General features: G+C 55.9%; 20 protein-coding genes. 7 read left to right on the top strand and 13 right to left on the bottom strand.

Annotation, left to right across the window (positions count from 1 at the left end):
• Nucleotides 1–759 carry a DeoR/GlpR family DNA-binding transcription regulator gene (locus tag BM323_RS12675; protein WP_008108534.1) on the top strand — a complete coding sequence of 253 codons (759 nt, stop codon included), beginning with the start codon at nt 1–3 and terminating at the stop codon, nt 757–759.
• 59 nt (nt 760–818) lie between these two features.
• Here BM323_RS12675 and BM323_RS12680 read toward each other — a convergent pair whose 3' ends face one another.
• Nucleotides 819–1,166, bottom strand: a complete 348-nt coding sequence (locus BM323_RS12680; protein WP_007888732.1) for a YacC family pilotin-like protein — start codon at nt 1,164–1,166, stop codon at nt 819–821.
• A gap of 177 nt (nt 1,167–1,343) precedes the next feature.
• Here BM323_RS12680 and cueO point away from each other — a divergent pair, with 177 nt between their 5' ends.
• On the top strand, nt 1,344–2,933 hold the full coding sequence (cueO, locus tag BM323_RS12685; protein ID WP_008108532.1) for a multicopper oxidase CueO: 1,590 nt from the start codon (nt 1,344–1,346) through the stop codon (nt 2,931–2,933).
• Here cueO and BM323_RS12690 read toward each other — a convergent pair.
• Nucleotides 2,926–4,215, bottom strand: coding sequence for a cystathionine gamma-synthase family protein (locus BM323_RS12690; protein ID WP_008108530.1), 1,290 nt, complete (start codon nt 4,213–4,215; stop codon nt 2,926–2,928). The genes cueO and BM323_RS12690 overlap by 8 nt on opposite strands.
• A gap of 165 nt (nt 4,216–4,380) precedes the next feature.
• On the opposite strand from BM323_RS12690, the gene hpt reads away from it, so the two are divergent.
• The 3 genes from hpt (at nt 4,381) to BM323_RS12705 (ending at nt 6,803) form a co-directional block, all read left to right on the top strand.
• Nucleotides 4,381–4,917, top strand: coding sequence for a hypoxanthine phosphoribosyltransferase (hpt, locus tag BM323_RS12695; RefSeq protein ID WP_008108528.1), 537 nt, complete (start codon nt 4,381–4,383; stop codon nt 4,915–4,917).
• A gap of 192 nt (nt 4,918–5,109) precedes the next feature.
• Nucleotides 5,110–6,036: an ABC transporter ATP-binding protein gene (locus BM323_RS12700; protein WP_008108526.1), complete on the top strand. Its 927-nt coding sequence runs from the start codon at nt 5,110–5,112 to the stop codon at nt 6,034–6,036.
• A complete protein-coding gene (locus BM323_RS12705) occupies nt 6,033–6,803 on the top strand; it encodes an ABC transporter permease (RefSeq protein WP_008108523.1) in 771 nt (256 codons plus the stop codon). Before BM323_RS12700 ends, BM323_RS12705 begins: the two co-directional genes overlap by 4 nt.
• A gap of 84 nt (nt 6,804–6,887) precedes the next feature.
• Here the strand turns inward: BM323_RS12705 and panD are convergent, their stop codons facing one another.
• The 9 genes from panD to thpR all read right to left on the bottom strand — a co-directional run bounded on the left by panD (nt 6,888) and on the right by thpR (nt 13,897).
• Nucleotides 6,888–7,268, bottom strand: a complete 381-nt coding sequence (gene panD / locus BM323_RS12710) for an aspartate 1-decarboxylase (protein ID WP_007888760.1) — start codon at nt 7,266–7,268, stop codon at nt 6,888–6,890.
• A 41-nt stretch (nt 7,269–7,309) separates the two neighbouring features.
• Nucleotides 7,310–8,164, bottom strand: a complete 855-nt coding sequence (gene panC / locus BM323_RS12715) for a pantoate--beta-alanine ligase (RefSeq protein WP_008108522.1) — start codon at nt 8,162–8,164, stop codon at nt 7,310–7,312.
• Nucleotides 8,165–8,179: 15 nt separating this feature from the next.
• On the bottom strand, nt 8,180–8,974 hold the full coding sequence (gene panB / locus BM323_RS12720) for a 3-methyl-2-oxobutanoate hydroxymethyltransferase (RefSeq protein WP_008108519.1): 795 nt from the start codon (nt 8,972–8,974) through the stop codon (nt 8,180–8,182).
• A gap of 42 nt (nt 8,975–9,016) precedes the next feature.
• A complete protein-coding gene (gene folK, locus BM323_RS12725; RefSeq protein ID WP_008108517.1) occupies nt 9,017–9,502 on the bottom strand; it encodes a 2-amino-4-hydroxy-6-hydroxymethyldihydropteridine diphosphokinase in 486 nt (161 codons plus the stop codon).
• Nucleotides 9,499–10,911, bottom strand: a complete 1,413-nt coding sequence (gene pcnB / locus BM323_RS12730) for a polynucleotide adenylyltransferase PcnB (RefSeq protein WP_217646662.1) — start codon at nt 10,909–10,911, stop codon at nt 9,499–9,501. The genes folK and pcnB overlap by 4 nt, the downstream gene beginning before the upstream one ends.
• A gap of 38 nt (nt 10,912–10,949) precedes the next feature.
• Entirely contained in the window at nt 10,950–11,879 is a 930-nt protein-coding gene (gene gluQRS, locus BM323_RS12735; protein ID WP_008108515.1) for a tRNA glutamyl-Q(34) synthetase GluQRS, read from the bottom strand.
• 70 nt (nt 11,880–11,949) lie between these two features.
• Nucleotides 11,950–12,405, bottom strand: coding sequence for an RNA polymerase-binding protein DksA (gene dksA, locus BM323_RS12740; protein ID WP_007888770.1), 456 nt, complete (start codon nt 12,403–12,405; stop codon nt 11,950–11,952).
• Between the two features lie 247 nt (nt 12,406–12,652).
• Complete coding sequence (gene sfsA, locus BM323_RS12745; RefSeq protein WP_008108513.1) at nt 12,653–13,357, bottom strand: DNA/RNA nuclease SfsA; 705 nt, start codon at nt 13,355–13,357, stop codon at nt 12,653–12,655.
• Entirely contained in the window at nt 13,358–13,897 is a 540-nt protein-coding gene (gene thpR, locus BM323_RS12750) for an RNA 2',3'-cyclic phosphodiesterase (protein WP_036649555.1), read from the bottom strand.
• A 36-nt stretch (nt 13,898–13,933) separates the two neighbouring features.
• On the opposite strand from thpR, the gene hrpB reads away from it, so the two are divergent.
• Nucleotides 13,934–16,408, top strand: coding sequence for an ATP-dependent helicase HrpB (gene hrpB / locus BM323_RS12755; RefSeq protein ID WP_008108509.1), 2,475 nt, complete (start codon nt 13,934–13,936; stop codon nt 16,406–16,408).
• Between the two features lie 98 nt (nt 16,409–16,506).
• The gene (gene mrcB, locus BM323_RS12760) at nt 16,507–19,047 is read left to right on the top strand and encodes a bifunctional glycosyl transferase/transpeptidase (protein ID WP_008108508.1); all 2,541 of its coding nucleotides are present in this window, start codon (nt 16,507–16,509) and stop codon (nt 19,045–19,047) included.
• A 53-nt stretch (nt 19,048–19,100) separates the two neighbouring features.
• Here mrcB and BM323_RS12765 read toward each other — a convergent pair whose 3' ends face one another.
• Nucleotides 19,101–20,486 carry a bifunctional cytidylyltransferase/SDR family oxidoreductase gene (locus tag BM323_RS12765; protein ID WP_008108507.1) on the bottom strand — a complete coding sequence of 462 codons (1,386 nt, stop codon included), beginning with the start codon at nt 20,484–20,486 and terminating at the stop codon, nt 19,101–19,103.
• A 4-nt stretch (nt 20,487–20,490) separates the two neighbouring features.
• Nucleotides 20,491–22,317 carry a glycosyltransferase family 25 protein gene (locus BM323_RS12770; RefSeq protein WP_008108506.1) on the bottom strand — a complete coding sequence of 609 codons (1,827 nt, stop codon included), beginning with the start codon at nt 22,315–22,317 and terminating at the stop codon, nt 20,491–20,493.
• Between the last annotated feature and the right edge of the window lie 109 nt (nt 22,318–22,426).

Genomic DNA, 22,426 nt, shown 5'->3' on the forward strand with positions numbered 1-22,426 from the left:
ATGAAGGGACAAAGCCGTCTCGACCAGATTATGGACTATCTGAAGAGCCATAATTTGGTCACTGTTGAACAACTGGTGAGCGCTATTTCTGCCTCGCCAGCGACGATCCGCCGCGATCTGATCAAGCTGGATAAAGAAGGCGTTATTAGCCGCAGCCACGGCGGCGTTACGCTGAATCGTTTTATTCCCAATCAGCCGACCACGCTGGAGAAGATGCAGCGTAACCTCGCCGAGAAGCAGGCCATCGCGCAGTTTGCCGCCAGCTACGTGCAATCGGGTGATGCGGTGGTATTGGATGCCGGTACGACTATGCTGGAGCTGGCGCGCCAGCTAACGCACCTCAAGCTGCGGGTGATCACTGCCGATCTGCACATTGCGCTGTTTCTTTCCGAATTTAAGCAAATCGAAACCACCATTATTGGTGGACGCATCGATGATTCCAGCCAGTCGTGTATTGGTGAACATGGACGTCGCTTGCTGCGCAGCATCAATCCCGATATTGCGTTTGTCAGCTGCAACTCTTGGAGCATCGAACGCGGGATTACCACGCCAACCGAAGATAAAGCCGGATTGAAAATGGATCTGCTGGCTAATGCGCGCCGCCGTGTTCTGCTGGCTGACAGCAGCAAGTACGGTTCATGGTCGCTGTATTGCGCCGCGCCGATTGATAGCCTGACTGATGTGGTAACGGATGCGCGTCTGGATGAAGCGGTGTGCCGCGATCTGCGCGAGCGTGGATTGGGTTTGCAGTTAACTTAACATTTTCCTCTCCCACAGGAGAGGAATGGGGTGAGGGCATCAGCCCGCACCCAATCTGATTACTTAACGTAAGCCAGCAAACTCAGCGAATCGCGCGCCAGCGACTTACACTTTTTGTCATTGGTGATGGCGATGCCGCTCAAATCCTTGTAGCTCTCTTCGCCCAGCGACTTCATGTTGTAATTGCTGTAGTTGCTTAAATCCCAACGGTTTTGTTGGGCGAAAAACACCAGCGCTTTACGAATCTGTGCGTCCGGCAAATCCTGATAGCCACAATCGTTCTTGAGATAAACGAACACAGCGGTGAGGTCGGCCAGATCTTCTGCTTCGGATTCGCTCAGGGCAAAACTGGTGGAGGAGAAGCCAAGGAGTCCCGCCAGCAGCAGGATCTTGATGCTTTTCGTCATAATGATTCTCAACAAGGGACAATTTATTGACGTTAGCACAGTTATTGCCGGTATTCCGCTAAATTTGCCCTTTCGGGCCATTCCCACCATTTTTATCAGCGCATTCTGTTTCAGGGCTTGACCCTCCCGCAGGGTAAAGGTTTACGCTGTGCCCTTATTCACGACAAGGATAAGAATATGCAACGTCGTCATTTTCTAAAGTTGACTGCCGCACTCAGCGCCGCCGGTGCGCTGCCGCTGTGGAGCCGCTCACTAATGGCCGCCACGCGCCCATTATTGCCGATTCCCTCTATTTTGCAGCCTGATGCACGCGGGCAATACAACTTAACCGCGATGACCGGCAACAGCCAATGGAATGGCAAAGCGGTGCCAACCTGGGGATACAACGGTGGATTGCTCGGGCCCGCGCTGCGTCTGCAACGCGAAAAAGCGGTTACGGTGAATATCCATAACCAGCTGCCAGAAGCCACCACCTTGCACTGGCATGGTCTGGAAATTCCCGGCGATGTCGATGGCGGCCCGCAAGGGATCATTGCGCCCGGTGCAACGCGTCAGGTGAGTTTCACGCCCGATCAACCCGCCGCGACCTGCTGGTTCCATCCACATCAACACGGTAAAACCGGTTATCAGGTGGCGCAAGGTCTGGCCGGTTTGGTGTTGCTGGAGGATGAATCCTCCGGCAAGCTGCGTCTGCCGATGCAGTGGGGCGAAGATGATGTGCCGCTGATTTTCCAGGATAAGCAGTTGAATAAAGCGGGAACGCAAATCGATTATCAGCTCGATATCATGCGTGCCGCCGTCGGCTGGTTCGGCGACCTGATGCTGACCAACGGCGTGCAATATCCGCAGCATGCGGTGCCGCGCGGCTGGCTGCGCCTGCGTTTACTCAACGGCTGTAACGCGCGTTCGCTGCATATCGCCACCAGCGATCAACGTCCGCTGTATGTGATCGGCAGCGACGGCGGTTTGCTGGCCGAACCGGTGAAAGTGGAGAGCTTGCCGCTGCTGCCAGGTGAGCGTTTTGAAGTGCTGGTGGATACCTCAGATGGCAAAGCCTTCGACGTGGTGACGCTGCCGGTTACGCAAATGGGCATGACGCTGGCGCCGTTCGATCAACCGCTGCCGCTGGTCAATATTCTGCCGCTGCGCGTGCTGGCTAGCGGCACATTGCCAGACAAACTGGTGGATCTGCCGCCGATTCCTGCCACCGAAGGTCTGCAAAGCCGCTGGCTGCAGCTGATGATGGATCCGCAGCTTGATCAGCAAGGCATGCAGGCGTTGATGGATCGCTACGGCGATAAAGCCATGGGCGATATGAAAATGGATCATGGCAATATGGATATGAGTCACAGCGCCAAGCCGATGGATCATGGCGACATGGCGATGGATCACGGCAGTCACGGTAAAACCGCCGCCTATGATTTCCACAACGGCAACAAGATCAACGGCCAGGCGTTCAACATGACCAAGCCAATGTTCAATGTTGAGTTGGGCAAGCTGGAGAAGTGGACGATTTCCGGTGAAGGCGATCAAATGCTGCATCCGTTCCACATTCACGGCACGCAGTTCCGCATCCTGTCAGAAAACGGCAAGCCGCCTGCGCCGCATCGCGCCGGCTGGAAGGACATGGTCAGCGTTAACGGCTGGCGCAGCGAAGTGCTGGTGCGCTTCAACTATGTCGCTAACGCCGACAATGCCTACATGGCGCATTGTCATCTGCTGGAACATGAAGATACCGGCATGATGCTCGGATTTAGCGTCAGTTAACCGAGGCTTCGAGCGCCAGACGCATATCCTCAATTAAGTCGTCAGGATGTTCGATACCAATCGACAAGCGCACGGTCGCATCGGTGATGCCCATACGTTGCCGAACATCCTGCGGCACGCCCGAATGGGTGGTGCTGGCAGGATGGCTAGCGAGCGATTCGGTGCCGCCGAGGCTCACCGCCAGCTTGAACAGTTCCAGCGTGTTGAGAAAACGGAACGCCGCCGCTTGCCCGCCACGAATATCAAACGAGAAGGTTGAACCCGCGCCGCTGCACTGGCGCTGATACGTTTTGCCCGCCGGACTTTCAGCCGTCAGATATGGCAGCCAATGCAGTTTTTCCACCTGCGGATGATCGCGTAAAAACGCCGCCACTTTTTCGGCATTGCTGGTGGCTTTCTCCATGCGCAGCGACAGCGTTTCCAGCGAGCGACCAATCATCCAGCTGGAGTGCGGATCCAGCTGTGTGCCGATGGCGCTGCGCAGCGAACGTACTTTGCCGACCAGCGCTTTGCTCCCCAGCACCGCACCAGCAATCAGATCCGAATGGCCGCCGACATATTTAGTCAGTGAATAGAGCGACAAATCCGCGCCATGCTGCAACGGACGTTGAAACAGCGGGCCGAGCAACGTGTTATCGCAGGCGAGAATCGGTCGCGATCCTTGCTGCTGTGCAATCACATCCGCTACCTGCTGCATCAACTGAATATCCACCAAACTGTTGGTCGGATTGGCAGGTGTCTCAATCAGAATCAGCGCTACGCGTCCGCGCTGCCACGCCAGTTTCGCCGCTTCGTGCACCTTATCTTCGTCGGTGCCATCGCTGAAACCCACCGCTTTGATCTCCAAATCGTGCAGCGTTTTGCTCAGCAACGTTTCGGTGCCGCCGTACAGCGGTTGGGAATGCAGAATCACTTCGCCCGGACGCGCAAACGTCAGCAGCGTGGTGGCAATCGCTGACATACCGGAGGAGAACAGCGCCGCGCTTTCCGCACCTTCGTACACCGCCAGCCGATCCTCCACGATTTCGCTATTGGGATGGTTGAAGCGTGAATAGACCAGCCCACCACTTTTGCCTTCCGGCGGCTGCTTGCGTCCGGCGACGAAATCGAAAAAGTCCTGTCCCTCTTCTGCGCTGTTAAACACAAAGGTGGAGGTGAGAAATACCGGTGGTTTCACCGCGCCTTCCGATAACTGCGGATCGTAACCGTAATTCAGCATCTGCGTTTCCGGATGCAACTCGCGCGTACCAATCTTGGTTTTTTTACTGGATGAAGCGGTCATAGGAACTCCAGAACTCGGCGGTGAAAGGGCGGACAGGTTCCTACAGTTAACGCCAGTGCGATAAATTTCGCCACGGAATCGTTTGCGTTCTGTGCGCGGCGTTAGACGCTGGCTCGACTATGATAGACTTCGTGGCTTTCCAAAAACCGTAACTGGACGCATGCAATGAAACATACCGTCGACGTGATGATCTCCGAGCAAGAGATCGCAACCCGAATTGCCGAACTGGGCAAGCAGATTAACGAGCACTACCGCGACAGCGGCAGCGAAATGGTGCTGGTGGGTTTGCTGCGCGGCTCCTTTATGTTTATGGCCGATCTGTGCCGCGCCATCGACGTGCCGCATGAAGTCGACTTTATGACTGCGTCAAGCTACGGCAGCGGCATGTCGAGCACCCGCGATGTGAAAATCCTTAAAGATCTCGATGAAGATATTCGTGGCAAGGACGTGCTGATCGTGGAAGACATCATCGATTCCGGCAACACGTTGAGCAAAGTGCGCGAGATCCTGCGTCTGCGCGAGCCAAAGTCATTGGCGATTTGTACTTTGCTGGATAAGCCCGAGCGCCGCGAAGTGGACGTTACCGTCGAATACGTGGGCTTCACCATTCCCGATGAGTTCGTGGTGGGCTTTGGTATCGATTACGCCCAGCGCTATCGCCATCTGCCGTATATCGGCAAAGTTATCCCGACAGGTGAATAACCGCACAATCGTCCAAGGCTAATCTCCCCCGCCTGCGATACACTGCGCAGCCCGTGAGTCAACGACTTATGGGCTGGCTTTACTCTCTGCTAAACTCCATTGATTTCTTAATGTTAATGACCGCGACATCGCTCGTGCGCATTTCCATTTTCATAGGCCTTTGATGTCTCTACAACAAGGTATGGATTCGCAATGACATATGCACTGGAAATTTCCGGGCTGACCAAAACTTATCCCGGCGGCGTACAGGCGCTGAAAGGACTCGATCTCAACGTGGAAGCGGGCGACTTTTACGCCTTGCTGGGGCCAAACGGCGCCGGAAAATCCACCACCATCGGTATTATCAGCTCGTTAGTGAATAAAACCGGCGGCAGCGTGCGCGTGTTTGGCTATGACCTGCAAAAAGACGTGGTCAACGCCAAGCGCCAGCTCGGGCTGGTGCCGCAGGAGTTCAACTTCAACCCGTTTGAAACCGTGATGCAGATTGTGGTCAATCAGGCTGGTTACTACGGCGTTGAACGCGCCGAAGCTAACAAGCGCGCGGAAAAATACCTCAATCAACTCGATCTGTGGGGCAAACGCAACGAACGTGCGCGCATGCTCTCGGGCGGTATGAAACGTCGCCTGATGATCGCGCGTGCGCTGATGCATGAGCCGAAGCTACTGATCCTCGACGAACCGACTGCGGGCGTGGATATCGAACTGCGCCGTTCGATGTGGAGCTTCCTGAAAGAGCTGAATATCAAAGGCACCACCATCATCCTCACCACGCACTATCTGGAAGAGGCGGAAATGCTGTGCCGTAATATCGGCATTATTCAAAGCGGCGAGCTGGTGGAGAACACCTCGATGAAAGGGTTGCTCTCTAAGCTGCAATCCGAAACCTTTATTCTCGATCTGGCACCGCGCAGCCCGCTGCCGCAGCTGGAAGGCTTCCAGTATCGTCTGGTCGATACCTCTACGCTGGAAGTGGAAGTGATGCGCGAGCAAGGTCTCAACAGCGTGTTCAGCCAGCTGAGCGCGCAGGGCGTGCAGGTGCTGAGCATGCGCAATAAAGCTAACCGCCTTGAGGAGCTGTTCGTCAGCCTGACACAGGGAAAAACAGGAGTGAAAGCATGACGCACTTGTATTGGGTGGCGCTCAAGAGCATCTGGAGCAAAGAGATCAACCGCTTCGCCCGCATCTGGATTCAGACGCTGGTGCCGCCGGTGATCACCATGACGCTCTATTTCATCATCTTCGGCAACCTGATTGGTTCACGCATCGGCGATATGCACGGTTTCAGCTACATGCAGTTTATCGTGCCGGGCCTGATCATGATGGCGGTGATCACCAACGCTTACGCTAACGTGGCGTCATCGTTCTTCAGCGCCAAGTTCCAGCGCAACATTGAAGAGCTGCTGGTGGCGCCGGTGCCAACGCACATCATCATCGCTGGTTATGTCGGCGGCGGTGTGGCGCGTGGCGTGTGCGTGGGGATTTTGGTGACCGCGATTTCGCTGTTCTTCGTGCCGTTCCACGTGCATTCGTGGTCGATGGTGGCGGTGACGCTGCTGCTGACGGCGATTCTGTTCTCGCTGGCGGGCCTGCTGAATGCGGTATTCGCGCGCACCTTTGACGATATCAGCCTGATTCCGACCTTCGTGCTGACGCCGTTAACCTATCTCGGCGGCGTGTTCTACTCGCTGACGCTGCTGCCACCGTTCTGGCAAGCGGTGTCGAAGCTGAATCCGGTGGTGTATATGATCAGCGGCTTCCGTTACGGTTTCCTTGGTATTAGCGATGTGCCGTTGGTGTTTACCCTGTCGGTGTTGATCGCCTTTATCGTGGTGTTTTATGTGCTGGTGTATTCGCTGATTCAGCGTGGGCGCGGGTTGCGTACTTAGGTTTAAGAGCGATCTTTAAGAAGGTCGCCATGAATGGCGACCCTACAAATAACAAGGGTGGGATTTAATCCCGCCCTTGTTGTATCAGGCGACCTGAACCGGCAGCGCCTTGGCGAGGCGCTTCATTTCGTTATCGCCTTCGAAGTAGGCGACTTTCGGCTGCCAGCTGCGCGCGACCTCATCTTCGACCTGCACGTAAGAGCAGATGATCATGATATCGCCAGCGCAGGCGCAACGCGCGGCGGCACCGTTGACTGAGATGATCTTCGAGCCACGTTCAGCGGCAATCGCGTAGGTAGAAAAACGCTGACCGTTGGTGACGTTGTAGATGTCGATGGCTTCGTATTGCAGAATGCCGGAGGCGTCGAGGAAATCCTGGTCAATGGCGCAGGAACCTTCGTAATGCAAATCTGCCTGAGTGACTTTAACGCGATGCAGTTTGCCTTGAAGTACGGTGCGAATCATAACTGTCTAACCTTGTTAAGCTGCCAATAAACGACGGAAAACTACTCCGTCAGATCCACTTGCTGATTATCTATCAGACGCGCATTGCCGAGCCATGCAGCCATCAGAATCACCGCGCGCTGGCTGTCCACGTTGAGCGCTTGTAAGGTTTCGGCATCGCAAATCGCCAGTCCGTCCGGACGAAAACCCTTCTCACGCAACGCCGCTTCCGCGTGCTCGATAATCTCTTCGACATGCCGCTCGCCGTTGCTCAGACGTTCGGCCATGCTGTTCATCACCTGGCTGAGACCGGCGGCGATGTTACGCTCGTCGGCGGTGAGATAGCCATTGCGCGAACTCAGCGCCAGACCATCTTTCGCGCGCACCGTTGGCACGCCGACAATCTCGATATCGAAGCCCATATCCGCCACCATCTTGCGGATGATCGCCAACTGCTGGAAATCCTTCTCGCCAAAGCAGGCGATGTCAGGCTGCACCAGATTAAACAGTTTGCTGACGATGGTGGAGACGCCACGGAAATGTCCCGGACGGCTGGCACCTTCCAGCAGCGATGATAAACCCGGCACTTCCACGAAGGTTTGGCTATCAAGGCCTTTTGGATAGACATCCGCCGGCGCGGGTGCGAACACCAGATCCACGCTATGACGATTAAGCTTCTCGCAATCGTCCTGTAGCGTGCGCGGATAGCGCGCCAGATCGTCGGGACGATCAAACTGCATCGGGTTAACGAAAATCGAGACCACCACAACGTCAGCGCGCTCACGCGCTTCATCGACCAACGTCAGATGACCGTCGTGCAGGTTGCCCATAGTAGGCACCAGCGCGATACGTTTGCCTGCCTGACGCCAGCGACGAATTTCACGACGCAGCATCGGCAGTGTTTCAATGATCAGCACTGCAAATCTCCTGATTTACTGGAAACTGTGTTCAGCGGCTGGATAGAGGCCCGCTTCAACGTCGGCGATATATTGGCGAATCGCCGCACGAATGTCGCCGGTTTCAGCGAGGAAATTTTTGGTAAATTTAGGAATGTGGCCACCGGTAATGCCAAAGGCGTCGTGCATCACCAGAATCTGGCCGTCAGTGACGTTGCCCGCGCCGATGCCGATCACCGGCACCGACAACGCTTTGGTGACGCGTTCCGCCAGCGCCACCGGCACGCACTCCAGCACCAGCAGCTGCATACCGGCGGCTTCCAGCGCCAGCGCATCGGCCAGCAGACGTTCCGCGGCGGCTTCATCGCGGCCCTGCACTTTATAGCCACCGAAGATGTTCACCGACTGGGGCGTCAGGCCCAGATGGCCGCACACCGGCACGGCGCGCTCGGTCAGCATTCGCACGGTTTCTGCCAGCCACTCGCCACCTTCCAGCTTCACCATATTGGCCCCCGCGCGCATCAGCTGTGCGGCGTTAGTGAATGTCTGTTCCGGCGTGGCGTAACTCATAAACGGCAGATCGGCCATCAGCAGCGCCAGCGGCGCGCCACGGCGCACGGCGGCGGTGTGATAGACGATATCGTCTACGGTGACCGGCAAGGTCGATTCGTGTCCCTGCACGGTCATGCCGAGCGAATCACCAATCAGCATCACCTGAATGCCTTCATCGGCAAACAGGCGGGCAAAACTGAAGTCGTACGCCGTCAGCGTGGCAAATTTGCGGCCGCTGGTTTTGAGTTGGCGTAAATGGGAGAGGGTTGTTGGTTTCATCACACGCTCCAGAGTTTTCTGATGCGCGCAGTGTACTACGGCTTACTCAGACCACAAACGGATAGCGCTGCGATCCAGCGTGGCGAGAATGGCGGACAAGGCTTGCCCGCTCGGCAGCGACAATTGCGGGGCAATCTCCAGCAGCGGCACCAGCATAAAAGCGCGATTGTGCATGTCGTAGTGCGGCACGGTCAGACGCGGCGTGGAAATGGTTTCGTTGCCAAAAAGCATGATATCGAGATCCAGCGTGCGCGGTCCCCAACGTTCAGCTTTGCGCACGCGACCGTGTTCCAGCTCAATGCGCTGGGTGTGATCAAGCAGCGCATCGGCCTCCAGCGTAGTTTCCAGCTCCACCACCGCATTAAGGTAATCGGGCTGATTCGGCGGACCGTACGGCGGTGTGCGGTACAGCGATGACGTGGCGATGCGCGAAGTGTGCGGAATGGCGTCTAGCGCGGCCAACGCTGCATCAACCTGATGCAGCGGATCGGCCAGATTACTGCCTAAAGCGAGATAAACGCGGGTCATTGCGGGCTGTTAGTGCGAGGCCCGGTTGGACGGCGACGCGGACGGCGCGGTTTGCGGCGCGGCGCCGGATCATCGCCAAGCGTGGTCATCATGGTTTTCTGCTGCACCGGTGCCGCCGCCTGGAACTCGCCCCACCAATGCGTCAGCTTTTGCAGCTCAGGATTGTTTTCCACGTCGGCACGCAGCGCCATCAAATCGTAAGCGGCACGGAACTTAGGATGCTCCATCAGCTTCCACGCACGCTTGCCGTGACGACGCGACATGCGCAGCTGCAGCTGCCAGATATCACGAATCAGCGTAGTGATACGCTTTGGAATCGCCAGCGCGCGGCAGGCTTCATCCAGGGTTTCGTTCATCGACAGGGCGAAAGCATCGTAATAGGTCAGTCCGCTTTCCTGCGCAATGCGTTCGGCGGATTCCAGCTGCGGATACCAGAACATCGCGGCAAACAGGAAGGCCGGATTGACGCGCATATCATTCTGAATGCGGGTGTCAGTATTTTTCAGTACCTGCGCCACCATACGTTCCATCAGGCTGTCGCTTTCGGCGGTGAAACCGCGCGTCAGCGTAGGGAACAGCGGCTGGAACAGCTGATATTCACGCATCATCTGATAGGTGCGGTAACCATAACCGGCCTGCAGCAGCTTGAGCGACTCTTCAAACATACGCGCTGGCGGAATGTCATTCAGCAGCGTCGCCAGACGCGGGATCGGCTCGGCAGTTTCTGCCGCGATACGCATCTGCAGCTTAGCGGCGAAGCGCACCACGCGCAGCATACGCACCGGATCTTCGCGATAGCGGGTTTCCGGATCGCCAATCATGCGAATGATGCCTTCGTGCAGATCGTGCAAGCCACCGACGTAATCACGTACGGTGAAATCGGCCACGCTGTAATAGAGGCTGTTGATGGTGAGATCGCGGCGCTGGGCATCGTCTTCAATGCTGCCGAAAATGTTGTCACGCAGCAGCATGCCGTTTTGGCCGCGCTGCGAGCTATTGCGATCTTCTTCGCTCTCTTCATGATGATGACCACGGAAGGTGGCGACTTCGATCACTTCAGGACCGAACATCACATGCGCCAGACGAAAACGACGACCCACCAAACGGCAGTTGCGGAACAGCTTACGCATCTGTTCAGGCGTGGCGTTGGTGGTGATATCAAAGTCTTTCGGCTTGCTGCCGAGTAACAAATCGCGCACGCCGCCGCCCACCAGGTAGGCTTCGAATCCGGCTTTGTTCAGGCGATAGAGCACTTTGAGGGCGTTTTCGCTGATATCTTTGCGTGAGATGTTGTGGCTTTCTCGTGGAATGACAGTCATCTGACCAGGACTTTCAGCTTCCACCTCTTCAGGCGCCTCCTCATCACGCTTGAGGACTCTCCGGCAAAAATTAGCGACTCGGGTAAAAATGGGACACCTCGACAGTGAGAAAAAGGGTGTTAATAAAATCAGCGGCTAATCATAGCCTGTTGAGAACCATTTAGGAATGGTGATGTCGTTTCATCCTCTTTAAGACCGTTCTGCAACGGAATCAGACGGATATTCCACTGCGCCACCGCCTGTTTCAACAGGCTTTCCAGCGATTCATCCTGCCAGCCTGGCGAAACCGGCTGGCCAAGAAAGCGCAACGCTTGCACCAAAAGCGGCCGTGCATCACCACCGGGCAACGCGGGCGCATGATTCTGCTTGGAAAGCTTGTTGCCATCGCGATTAACCGCCAGCGGCAAATGCAGGTAATCCGGCACCGGCCAGGTAAACTGCTGATACAGCGCAATCTGGCGCACCGTTGGCTCAATCAAATCCGCGCCGCGCACGATTTCCGTCACGCCCTGAAAATGGTCATCAACCACCACCGCGAGGTTGTAGGCAAACAGCCCATCACGGCGATGGATAATAAAATCTTCCTGCGCCAGCTGCGGTTCCGCCTGCAAATGGCCGCGCAGGCGATCATTAAAGCCGTTAACCGGCGCATGCTGACGCAGGCGCAGCGCGGCATTGTCAGGCGGCAGCTGCAAATCGCGGCAGTGACCATCATAAAAGCCGCCCAGCTGCTGGATGCGGCTGCGCGTGCAGGTGCAGAAGTAACTTTGACGATGCGTTTGCAACCAGCTCAGCGCGGCGCGATAGGCGTTGTGGCGCTGTGACTGCCACATAACCTCGCCATCCCAATGCAGACCATAATGTTCCAGCTGCTGCAAAATACGCGTTGCGGCACCGGGAACTTCACGTGGGGGATCGATATCTTCAATGCGCACCAGCCAGCGTCCCTGTTGCGCGCGCGCGCTCAGGTAACTGCCTAATGCAGCAATCAGCGAACCAAAATGGAGGTCACCAGAAGGAGAGGGAGCGAAACGCCCAATGCAGAGTGAAGGATTCATAACGAAGTGTACCGCACGTCGGGAAAACAGGGATTTTCCCGGCTGTGCGGTAGCAATTTGCTCACGGCCATTAGCCAGCCATCTGCTTCTCGCGGATTTCTGCCAGCGTTTTGCAGTCAATGCAGAGATCGGCAGTCGGACGCGCCTCAAGGCGGCGAATACCAATTTCTACACCGCAGGAGTCGCAGTAACCGAAATCGTCGTCATCCACTTTCTTGAGCGTTTTCTCAATCTTTTTAATGAGTTTGCGCTCACGATCGCGGTTACGCAATTCCAGGCTGAACTCTTCTTCCTGCGCGGCACGGTCGACCGGATCCGGGAAGTTAGCAGCTTCGTCCTGCATATGTGACACAGTGCGATCTACTTCATCCCGAAGTTGGTTGCGCCAGGCTTCCAGAATTTTACGGAAATGGCCTAGCTGGGCGTCGTTCATATACTCTTCGCCCGGTTTCACCTGATAAGGCTCAACTCCAGCGATGGCGAGGATACTCAGGGACGATGTTTTACGGTTTTGCCCTTCTTGCATGTTGTTTCTCCTGGATAACACGCACTTCCCTAAATACGTCAAGTTGCATGTGCGTTGACTGTGTGCCTACAACCCGAACGATTTAGGGCTTATCGATTCCCATAAAGGGAAAAAAACAGGCCGCTATAAATAGCAGAAGCAATCAAGGTTGGCAATTATTCCTGACCACTACTTGACAAGCCTCTGAACAATCGCGTATTCAGCGCCTCGCCCAGAACATTCCTATCACACCAAATTGCTATAAATATTACAACGCTACGTTAATCGGATGCGTCAGTAATATCTTTAACGGTGAGATTTGAGCTTGATACGCTAAAACTTCCACACCACAACGCTGCGCCTGTTCCAGTAGTTCTGCGTAGTGCACGTCGATATGGCGTGCCGGGGAAACGTCCTCAATCCCCGTATGCAAAACTGCGAACAACAAAACGGCTCGATGACCTTCTGCCACGATAGTGCTCAATTCGCGCAGATGTTTCTGTCCACGAGCCGTCACCGCATCCGGAAAATAGCCTTTACCTGCTTGTAAAAGGGTGACGGACTTGACTTCAATATAGCAGTTCGATCGGCCATCCGCTTGCAGCAGGAAATCAATTCGGCTTTTTTCCGTGCCGTATTTCACTTCAGGCTGGCAGCGGCTGTAAGCGGATAATTCCGGAATGTTATCGAGCGTCAGCGCCTCGCGCACTAGCTGATTGGCGCGCAGCGTATTGACGCAGATCCAGTGGCCTTGTTGGGTCTCGGTGAGTTCCCAGCTGTGCGGATATTTTCGCGTGGCACTGTTGGACGTCGAGTACCACACGGTATCGCCCGGCGTGGCGCAGCCGGTCATCGCGCCGGTATTGGCGCAGTGAATGGTTAGCGTTTCACCTTCTGGCGTAACCACATCAGCTAAAAAGCGTTTGTAACGGGCGATCAAGCGGGCGGGTTTGAGTGGCGGATCGAACTCCATTTACTCTCCTGTGGATGATAGTAGCGGCCAGCGGGCCAGCGTCTGATAACGCGTGCGGCCGCGCGTGACGTTCGAAGCGAACAGCGCAAAATGGTGGATATCGGCGCGCCAGTGAAAGCCGCGCGGCGGCAGCGCGATCTGTGGCGGCGCGTGACGTAACAGCGTGATGTGCGGATGAAACGGCTGCGAGCTCTGCGCGCAGCCATGACGCGCCGCTTGCGCACGCAGCAGGCTGGCGAGCTGCAGTAATCTGCGCGGCGCACGCTGGCAGCCGAGCCACACCACGCCGGGACGCGGCCAGTGACCGGCGTCATCCAAATCAAGGGCAAAACCCGGCTGTTCGATGCGTGAGGCCAGCAGCTGCAGCTTACGTGAGGTCTCATCGCTGACCTCGCCGAGAAACGCCAGCGTCAGGTGCAGGTTGGCCGCCGCCACCGGTTTCCCGGCTTCGGCAGCAAAATTATCCGCGCGCCACTGTACCAGCTGTTGCTGGAGCGGAGCGGGCAGTTCAAGAGCAAAAAACAGACGTTGCGTTGCCAGGTTGGCCTCCGGTAATCCGCGCCTCAGAGTGCTACAATGCGCGCCATCTTAGCACAGGCATTTTGGGAGTTGAGTTTGAGTGAGTTACCGGTAAGCGAGGTGCTGCCTGCGTTGCTGGCCGCGCTGGCGCAGTCGCCGCAGGTGTTGCTGGCGGCACCGACCGGCGCAGGTAAATCGACCTGGCTGCCGTTACAGCTGCTACAACACGCCCAATTGCCCGGCCGCATCATCATGCTGGAGCCGCGTCGGCTGGCGGCGCGCAACGTGGCGCAGCGCCTGGCGGAACTGCTTGGCGAGCAGCCGGGCGGCATCGTTGGCTATCGCATGCGCGGTGAAAACTGCTGCGGTGCCAACACGCGCCTCGAAGTGGTCACCGAAGGCATTTTGACGCGCATGTTGCAGCGCGATCCAATGCTTGAAGGCGTTTCGCTGGTGATCCTCGATGAATTTCACGAACGCAGCCTGCAGGCCGACCTCGCGCTGGCGCTGCTGCTCGATGTGCAGCAAGGATTACGCGACGATCTGAAAATCCTGCTGATGTCGGCAACGCTCGACAATCAGCGTTTGCGTCAGCTGCTGCCGGATGCGCCTTTTGTCGTCTCGGAAGGCCGCAGCTTCCCGGTCACGCGCCGCTATGCTTCGCTCAACAGCCAGCAACGATTTGATGAAGCGGTAGCGCGCGAGGTGGCACAACTGCTGCGCGACGAGTCAGGATCGCTGCTGCTGTTCCTGCCGGGCGTAGCAGAAATTGAGAGAGTGAAGCGTGAGCTGGAAGCGCGGGTCGGTGACGAGGTTGATCTCTCTCCTTTATATGGCGCGCTGTCGCTAGAGGCGCAACGCCGCGCCATCCTGCCGTCTCCGGCGGGTCGACGCAAAGTGGTGCTGGCGACCAACATTGCCGAAACCAGCTTGACCATCGAAGGTATCCGTTTAGTGGTCGATAGCGCGCTGGAGCGCTCGGCGCAGTTTGACGTGCGCAGCGGCGTGACGCGGCTGCAAACGCAGCGTATCAGCCAGGCATCGATGACCCAGCGTGCCGGTCGCGCCGGGCGATTAGAACCGGGCATCTGCCTGCATTTACTGCCGCAAGAGCAGGCGCTGCGCGCGGCAGCGCAGAGCGAACCGGAAATTCTCCATAGCGATTTGACCTCGCTGCAGATCGATATGCTGCAATGGGGATGTCAGGATGCGACGCAGCTTACCTGGCTTGACGTGCCGCCGCCGCGCAACTTGCGAGCGGCGTGCGAGCGGTTAACTCAGCTAGGCGCGCTGGAGAATCACCAGCTCAACGCGCGCGGTCGCAAAATGGCCGCGCTGGGCAGCGATCCGCGCCTGAGCGCGATTCTGGTGGCCGCCGGGCAAAACAACGATGCCATCGCCAGCGCCGCGCTGCTGGTAGCGATTCTGGAAGATCCTCCACGCAGTGGCAGCGTTGATCTGCGTGATGCGCTCAATCATCCGCAGTCGCACTGGCAGCGCCGTGCGCGTCAGTGGCAGAAACGCCTCAACGCCAGCGGCGGCAGCATTAATCCAGACCTGTTCCCGCAGCTATTAGCCGCCGGTTTTGCCGATCGTCTGGCGCAGCGCCGTGGCGACAGCGCGCGTTATCAGCTGGCGAACGGCATTGGCGCGATGCTCAACGAGCAGGATGGTTTGAGCCGCTATGAATGGCTAATCGCGCCGACGCTGCTGCAGGGCGCCAGCGCCGCCGATGCGCGCATGTTGCTGGCGCTGCCGGTGGATATCGACGCGCTACGCCGCGCATTTCCAACCTTAGTTGAGCAGCGCACCGACGTGGAGTGGGACGAGGAGAAAGGCACCTTGCGCGCGTGGAAACGCGAACTCATCGGCGCGCTGGTCCTGAAAGCGCAGCCGCAGGCGCGTCCGGAAGCCGAAATATTGCATCCGGCGATGCTGCGCTGGATCCGCGAAAAAGGATTGTCGGTGCTGGGCTGGAAAGAAGACGCTGAACAGCTACGCTTGCGGGTGCATTGTGCCACGCAGTGGTTGCCGGAAGAGGCGTGGCCGCCGCTGGACGATGAGAGCCTGCTCGAAACGCTCGAAAGCTGGCTGCTGCCGGAGATGAGCACGGTGCGCGATCTGAAAGGATTGCAGAGCATCAATCTTGTCAGCGCATTATTACATTTGCTGACATGGTCACAACGTCAGCGGCTGGATACTGTGCTGCCAACTCATTACACTGTGCCGACCGGAAGCCGCCTGCCGATCCGCTACGATGCAGAGAAGCCACCCGCGCTGGCGGTGCGGATTCAGGAGATGTTTGGCGAAGCACAGAATCCGGCGGTGGCCGATGGCCGCGTACCGCTGGTGTTAGAGCTGCTTTCGCCCGCGCACCGTCCGTTGCAGATTACCCGCGACCTCGCGGCGTTCTGGCGCGGTGCCTATCCCGAAGTGCAGAAAGAGATGAAAGGGCGCTATCCAAAGCATCCGTGGCCGGACGATCCGGCCAACGCCTTACCCACAAGGCGGACCAAGAAATTTTCATCGTGAAACGCTGTGGATCGAATTCAGAGGGTTCTGCCATGCGCAGCACGAGAAAGCAGTTAGAGTAACGGCCGCCGCCGTAGCAATGCCTGGAGAATAAAAGCATGTCTGGGAACGATCGCGAACCTATTGGGCGCAAAGGAAAAGCGCCAAAGCCGCCGCGCAGCACTGCGCGTCGGGGTCGCCGCAGGGAACTTGATGATGATATCGATCAGGACGATTTTGATGAAGAAGATGAGGAGAGTGGACCGGTGCCACCAAAAAGTAAAAAACGTCCGCCACGCGGCAAACGTCGCTGGTTAGGCTGGTTGATTAAACTCTTCCTGGTCTTTGTGGTTGTGATGGCTGCCTGGGGCGTCTATCTCGACTCGGAAATCCGTAGCCGCATCGACGGTAAAGTGTGGCAACTGCCGGCCGCCGTTTATGGCCGCATGGTAAGCCTTGAACCGGGCATGCCTTACGACAAAAAAGAGATGATTGCGCTGCTGGAAGGCACGCAGTATCGCGAAGTGTCGCGCATCACCCGTCCAGGCGAATTTAGCGTCAAAGGCAACACCATTGACCTGCTGCGTCGTCCGTTTGATTTCCCGGACAGCAAAGAAGGGCAGATCAACGCGCGCCTGACGTTTAGCAACGATGAGCTGAGCGAGATTAAAAACCTTGATACCGGCCGCGATTTTGGCTTCTTCCGCCTCGATCCGCGTCTGATCACCATGTTGCAGTCGCCGAACGGTGAACAGCGTCTGTTCGTGCCGCGCGCCGGTTTCCCGGATCTGCTGGTCAGCACCTTGATCGCCACCGAAGACCGCCATTTCTACGAGCACGACGGCATTAGCCCTTACTCGATTGGTCGTGCGTTCCTCGCCAACATCACCGCCGGTAAAGCGGTGCAGGGCGGCAGTACGCTGACGCAGCAGCTGGTGAAAAACCTGTTCCTCACCAACGAGCGTTCGCTGTGGCGTAAAGCGCGTGAAGCCTATATGGCGGTGATCATGGATGCGCGCTACAGCAAAGATCGCATCCTCGAGCTGTATCTCAACGAGGTGTATCTCGGCCAGACCGGTAACGATCAGATCCGCGGCTTCCCGCTGGCGAGTCTGTACTACTTTGGTCGTCCGGTGGATGAGCTGAGCCTCGATCAGCAGGCGATGCTGGTTGGCATGGTGAAAGGCGCATCGCTGTACAATCCGTGGCGTAACCCGAAACTGGCGCTGGAGCGACGTAATCTGGTGCTGCGTTTGTTGCAGCAGCAGAACGTCATCGATCAGGAACTGTATGACATGCTGTCGGCGCGTCCGCTGGGCGTGCAGCCAAAAGGCGGCGTAATCACGCCACAGCCGGCGTTTATGCAGATGGTGCGTAACGAGCTGCAGGCTAAGCTCGGCGACAAAATGAAAGATCTCTCCGGCGTGAAGATTTTCACCACACTGGATGCGATCTCGCAGGACGCTGCAGAGAAAGCGGTGGTGGAAGGCATTCCGACGCTGAAAAAACAGCGTGGCCTGAAAGATCTGGAAACCGCGATGGTGGTGGTTGACCGCTTCAGCGGTGAAGTGCGCGCCATGGTTGGCGGTGCCGATCCGCAGTTTGCCGGTTACAACCGCGCATTGCAGGCGCGTCGTTCGATTGGCTCGCTGGCAAAACCGGCGACCTATCTCACCGCGCTGAGCCAGCCAAACAGCTATCGCCTCAACAGCTGGATCGCCGATGAGCCGATTGCGCTGAAACAGCCGAACGGCACCATCTGGAAACCGATGAATGACGATCGTCGTTTCAGCGGCAAAGTGATGCTGGTGGATGCGCTGACCAACTCAATGAACGTGCCAACCGTCAACCTCGGTATGACGCTGGGACTGGATGCGGTAGTTGATACCTGGAACAAACTCGGCGTGCCGAAAGATCAGCTGCATCCGGTGCCATCCATGCTGCTGGGCGCACTGAACCTGACGCCGATTGAAGTGGCGCAGGCGTTCCAGTCGATTGCCAGCGGCGGTAACCGCGCTGAGCTGTCGGCGGTGCGTTCGGTGATTGCGGAAGATGGCACGGTGCTGTATCAGAGCTATCCGCAGGCGCAGCGCGTTGAACCGGCGCAGGCGGCATATCTCACGCTCTACACCATGCAGCAGGTCGCCGATCACGGTACCGCGCGTGCGCTCGGTGCGCGTTATCCTAAAGCGCATCTGGCGGGCAAAACCGGTACCACCAATGACCTGATCGACAGCTGGTTCGCCGGTGTCGATGGCAAAGAAGTGGCGATTACCTGGGTTGGCCGCGATAACAACCAAACCTCGAAACTGTACGGTGCCAGCGGAGCGATGCAGCTTTATCGTCGCTATCTCGACAACCAGGCGCCGATGCCGCTGGTGTTGACGCCGCCGGAAGATATCACGCAGATGAACGTCGATTCTGCCGGCAACTTCGTTTGCGGTAGCGGCAGCAGCACATGGCGTTCGCTGCCGGTGTGGTCGCTGGATCCGAATGCGCTGTGTCAGCAGCAGCAACAGCAGGTTCAGCAACAACAGCAGCAGTTGCAGCAGCAACAAGAGCAGCAACAGCAGCAACAGCAACAGCAGCAGCCACAGAATGAGCAGAAAGATTCTGACGGTGTTGCGGGTTGGATTAAGGATATGTTCGGCAGCAAGTAAGTTGCTGGAAATACAAAGGGCGCTACGGCGCCCTTTTTCATTGGGATAAGTGGTCAGCTGGGCTGGTTCTTGCAGTTACTTTTGCGAATATCAATAACCATACCAGTACTCTGCGTCACGAGAACTTCCAGGCTTTTTACTGCAACGTCTCGTGCATGTAGCAGTGAGTCTGCCGGTTCCTCACCAAAATTAACGGTTCTCATCGGCGTTGCGGTTCGCTCAGGATTAATGCAGTTCACTTTGACTTTATCCTCAATCCACTCTTCTGCCAGCGCCTGAGTCAAATTGACTACCGCAGCTTTTGCAGAGGAGTAAAGGGCATAAAAGGCCCGTCCGCGCGTATAGGAACTGGATGTAAAATTCAATAACATGCCGGAATTACAGGTTAAGCACTCTTTTGCCGCAATCGCCACGTTTACGGCCCCGAGATAATTAATGTTAATCAGCGCCATAACTTCATGCTGAGTCAGCGTGGAGAGCGGTTTCTTAATTAATACACCTGCAGTGTTGACGATATAATCAATATTGCCATGCTCGGCAATGATGTTATTTAAATAGTTTTTAATGCTGTCGAGCTGAGTGATATCGATATCATTATGTGAACGGCTGGCAATATGCACTTTTGCCCCGCACAGCGTGGCAACTTTCATCATCTCCAAACCAATTCCACTACCGCCACCAAAAATAACCATATGCTTATCGCGCAGGAAATCGAGATTTGCGATATTCAGCGAGTGTGAACTTCTTTCCTGCAGCAATTTCTCTGCGATATAGAGATCAAGTGGATGGGTGATTTTGACATTGTCCTCATCGCCCTCGACGGTAATTACACGCGTTTCAGGCAACATATTACGCAGCACGCCGCAGTCGCAGGTAAACGTAAACTTACCCATGGCCGCCGCTTTCTCATAGGCCTGACGAATTTTATCGAGACGAAATGCCTGAGGTGTCTGGCCACGGCGCATGCTGGCACGATGAGGAATATTGGCAATGCAGCCATCATCGTGCACTTCTACTAAGGTATCTGCTGAGGGGATCACCACATCAACGGCATCAAAGGATTCCAGAGCATCTACACAATTGCGAATTATTGCGTCGCTAATTAATGGCCGCACGGCATCATGCAGTAAGATTTTGCATTGACCGTCATAGTTGATAAGGGTTTTCAGTGCGGAATATGTCGAGTCAAAACGTTCTTTACCGCCGTTCACCACTTTACTAACTTTATGCCACTGATTTTTAGCCACCAGTTCCCACACATAATCGATGTACTCATTTTGCGAGACAATAATAATCTCATCAATGTCGACCGAAGTTTCAAAACGCTCGATGGTGTATTCGATCACCGCACGACCCGCCAACTTAGCAAATTGTTTCGGCTTGTCACTGCCAAAGCGGGTGCCTGTACCGCCAGAAAGTATTATGGCTACATTTTTCATTTTTTTATTCCGCCGCTTGCGGTCTGAGTGATGAACAAATAATTTCAGCGATCTTCTCGCCCGCCGTTTTCTTTTCTATCTGCAGTTCCTCATGCAGCACCTGTTCCCGGCGAATTTTCATTGCATCGCGCCCCGAGACAATATTGTCAACAAAGTTGAAAATATCCTCCTCACACCAGGCCACGTCGTAGGCGTCATAAATGAAATCTGCAGTGCGATTCAAACCGTGGCATGTTTCGTGAGTGAGATAGAGGATGGGTTTTTTTGACGGCAGATATTCCAGCAGGAAGGAACCGGCGTCCGCGATGAGTGCATCGGAACGTGCAAAAGTAAGCGTGTAATCATGCCCGTGATCCCACTCGAGATTGGCGTGTTGCTGTGCTACGCGCAGTAACTGCTGATAAAGGCTTTGTGCCGTTGGGCTGGCTTCGCCTATCCATTGGCTTAGCAGCGGATGAGGGCGAATAATCAGATGAATATCCTGACGCTCAATCAGCTTCAGGAACGCGCTGCCGTAAAGGTTGAAAGTGGTGTACATCTTCTGGTCGCCCGGCAACACGAAATGCGGTGTCCACAGGAAAGTGGTTACTGTGCGTGGCTGCGGCTTGTCTGAAAGAGGGAAACGACGCTGGTAGTGGTCAAATTTGGGATGGCCGGTAACGTGCACATGGCGATTTCCTGCCTGGCACTGCAGCGCAAACTCTGCTTTATGTTTTTCTGAACGGGCGAATATCCACGTCGCCAGATTCTGACAGAGCAAATTATATTGATACACCATACTTTCAGCGCCAATTCCGGTGTCGAGCGCGTAAGGGATGTAGGCGATTTTCACGCCGCGTTCATGCAGGTAGTCGCTGCGAAAGGCTTCGGGTCGCGCTTCGTCGTAAGGGTTTTGCAGGAACACCACATCCGGCTGACGCTCCTCCAATTGATAATCTTCAAAACCTGTGTAATCGAGCCCTCTTTCGCGCAGAATCTCACGCTGAATATCGCCATTAACATCGCTGGCTTTCCAGTTCAGGTAAGGCACAACTACGATGCGGCAATCGAAGGCGGGATTAGCCTGCATCGCCTCAATCACCGATTCAAAGTTTGTCCACCCCGGCGGCCACTGAAAGTAAAAATCGACCTTAATTGGACCGGTAATGGAGGGCGTGAATTTGGCGGGCGCAACGATTTGACTCAACGGCTTTCTGAAGAGGGCGCGGTAATCTACCGTTCTATTTTCGATATCGCTTTTGTCGAGCCGTTGTGCACCGGCGTTGGGGAACATGCCCAGCCACAGATCCTGCTGCATCAGGCTATTCCAGTGCACATCAAGGGCATATTGTGCCTGCGCGCCACCTTGCAATTGTGCCTGCAGCGCTGCGCGAAAGTTATCAATCAGCGTGGCGTAATAGCGGTGATTAACGATATACGCGCAGGCGCACCACGCGAAGTTAGCGCGCACGATATAGTCCACGCTTTTCAGCGGCGTCACGCGACGATAATTGGCCGCCAGAAAAGCCACTTGCCAGTTGATTTGCGGCAGGGCGGCAAAGTAGCGGTTGAGATTGTCATAATTCGCCTGGTTTTCATCAAAGCTGAAGTCATCTTCCAGAATCAGCACCCGCTCCCAGCCGTTATCGCGTGCCATCTCCAGCGCGGCAATATGCGATTGCGTGCAGCCGATGTAGCCCTTTTCATGCTTGATCGCATCCAGACGAACGATTTTTTCAGGGGTTAGACCCAACTTTTTAAGTTGTTTAGTGATGCGGGTTAATCGGTCTTTGCGTTTCTTCAAATTGATGAAAATAACGCGATCAACAATGTTCCAGTTTATAACTGCCATGACGGTTTCTGTAGGAAGGAGAGTGCATGACATAAGCAATTAGCGGGCCAGATTTTAACTTAATGATTTTATTCATTATTGTTAATTGTGAGCTCTATCCGGATGAAAT

Origin of the sequence: Pantoea sp. YR525 (assembly GCF_900116775.1) — a bacterium.
Taxonomy (GTDB): Bacteria; Pseudomonadota; Gammaproteobacteria; order Enterobacterales; family Enterobacteriaceae; genus Pantoea; species Pantoea symbiotica.

Bases quoted from the DNA above. Each gene is read 5' to 3' on its own strand.
- BM323_RS12675 (WP_008108534.1), top strand. From the start codon at position 1: ATGAAGGGACAAAGCCGTCTCGACCAGATTATGGACTATCTGAAGAGC.
- BM323_RS12680 (WP_007888732.1), bottom strand. From the start codon at position 1,166: ATGACGAAAAGCATCAAGATCCTGCTGCTGGCGGGACTCCTTGGCTTC.
- cueO (WP_008108532.1), top strand. From the start codon at position 1,344: ATGCAACGTCGTCATTTTCTAAAGTTGACTGCCGCACTCAGCGCCGCC.
- BM323_RS12690 (WP_008108530.1), bottom strand. From the start codon at position 4,215: ATGACCGCTTCATCCAGTAAAAAAACCAAGATTGGTACGCGCGAGTTG.
- hpt (WP_008108528.1), top strand. From the start codon at position 4,381: ATGAAACATACCGTCGACGTGATGATCTCCGAGCAAGAGATCGCAACC.
- BM323_RS12700 (WP_008108526.1), top strand. From the start codon at position 5,110: ATGACATATGCACTGGAAATTTCCGGGCTGACCAAAACTTATCCCGGC.
- BM323_RS12705 (WP_008108523.1), top strand. From the start codon at position 6,033: ATGACGCACTTGTATTGGGTGGCGCTCAAGAGCATCTGGAGCAAAGAG.
- panD (WP_007888760.1), bottom strand. From the start codon at position 7,268: ATGATTCGCACCGTACTTCAAGGCAAACTGCATCGCGTTAAAGTCACT.
- panB (WP_008108519.1), bottom strand. From the start codon at position 8,974: ATGAAACCAACAACCCTCTCCCATTTACGCCAACTCAAAACCAGCGGC.
- folK (WP_008108517.1), bottom strand. From the start codon at position 9,502: ATGACCCGCGTTTATCTCGCTTTAGGCAGTAATCTGGCCGATCCGCTG.
- gluQRS (WP_008108515.1), bottom strand. From the start codon at position 11,879: ATGAATCCTTCACTCTGCATTGGGCGTTTCGCTCCCTCTCCTTCTGGT.
- dksA (WP_007888770.1), bottom strand. From the start codon at position 12,405: ATGCAAGAAGGGCAAAACCGTAAAACATCGTCCCTGAGTATCCTCGCC.
- sfsA (WP_008108513.1), bottom strand. From the start codon at position 13,357: ATGGAGTTCGATCCGCCACTCAAACCCGCCCGCTTGATCGCCCGTTAC.
- hrpB (WP_008108509.1), top strand. From the start codon at position 13,934: ATGCGCGCCATCTTAGCACAGGCATTTTGGGAGTTGAGTTTGAGTGAG.
- mrcB (WP_008108508.1), top strand. From the start codon at position 16,507: ATGTCTGGGAACGATCGCGAACCTATTGGGCGCAAAGGAAAAGCGCCA.
- BM323_RS12765 (WP_008108507.1), bottom strand. From the start codon at position 20,486: ATGAAAAATGTAGCCATAATACTTTCTGGCGGTACAGGCACCCGCTTT.
- BM323_RS12770 (WP_008108506.1), bottom strand. From the start codon at position 22,317: ATGGCAGTTATAAACTGGAACATTGTTGATCGCGTTATTTTCATCAAT.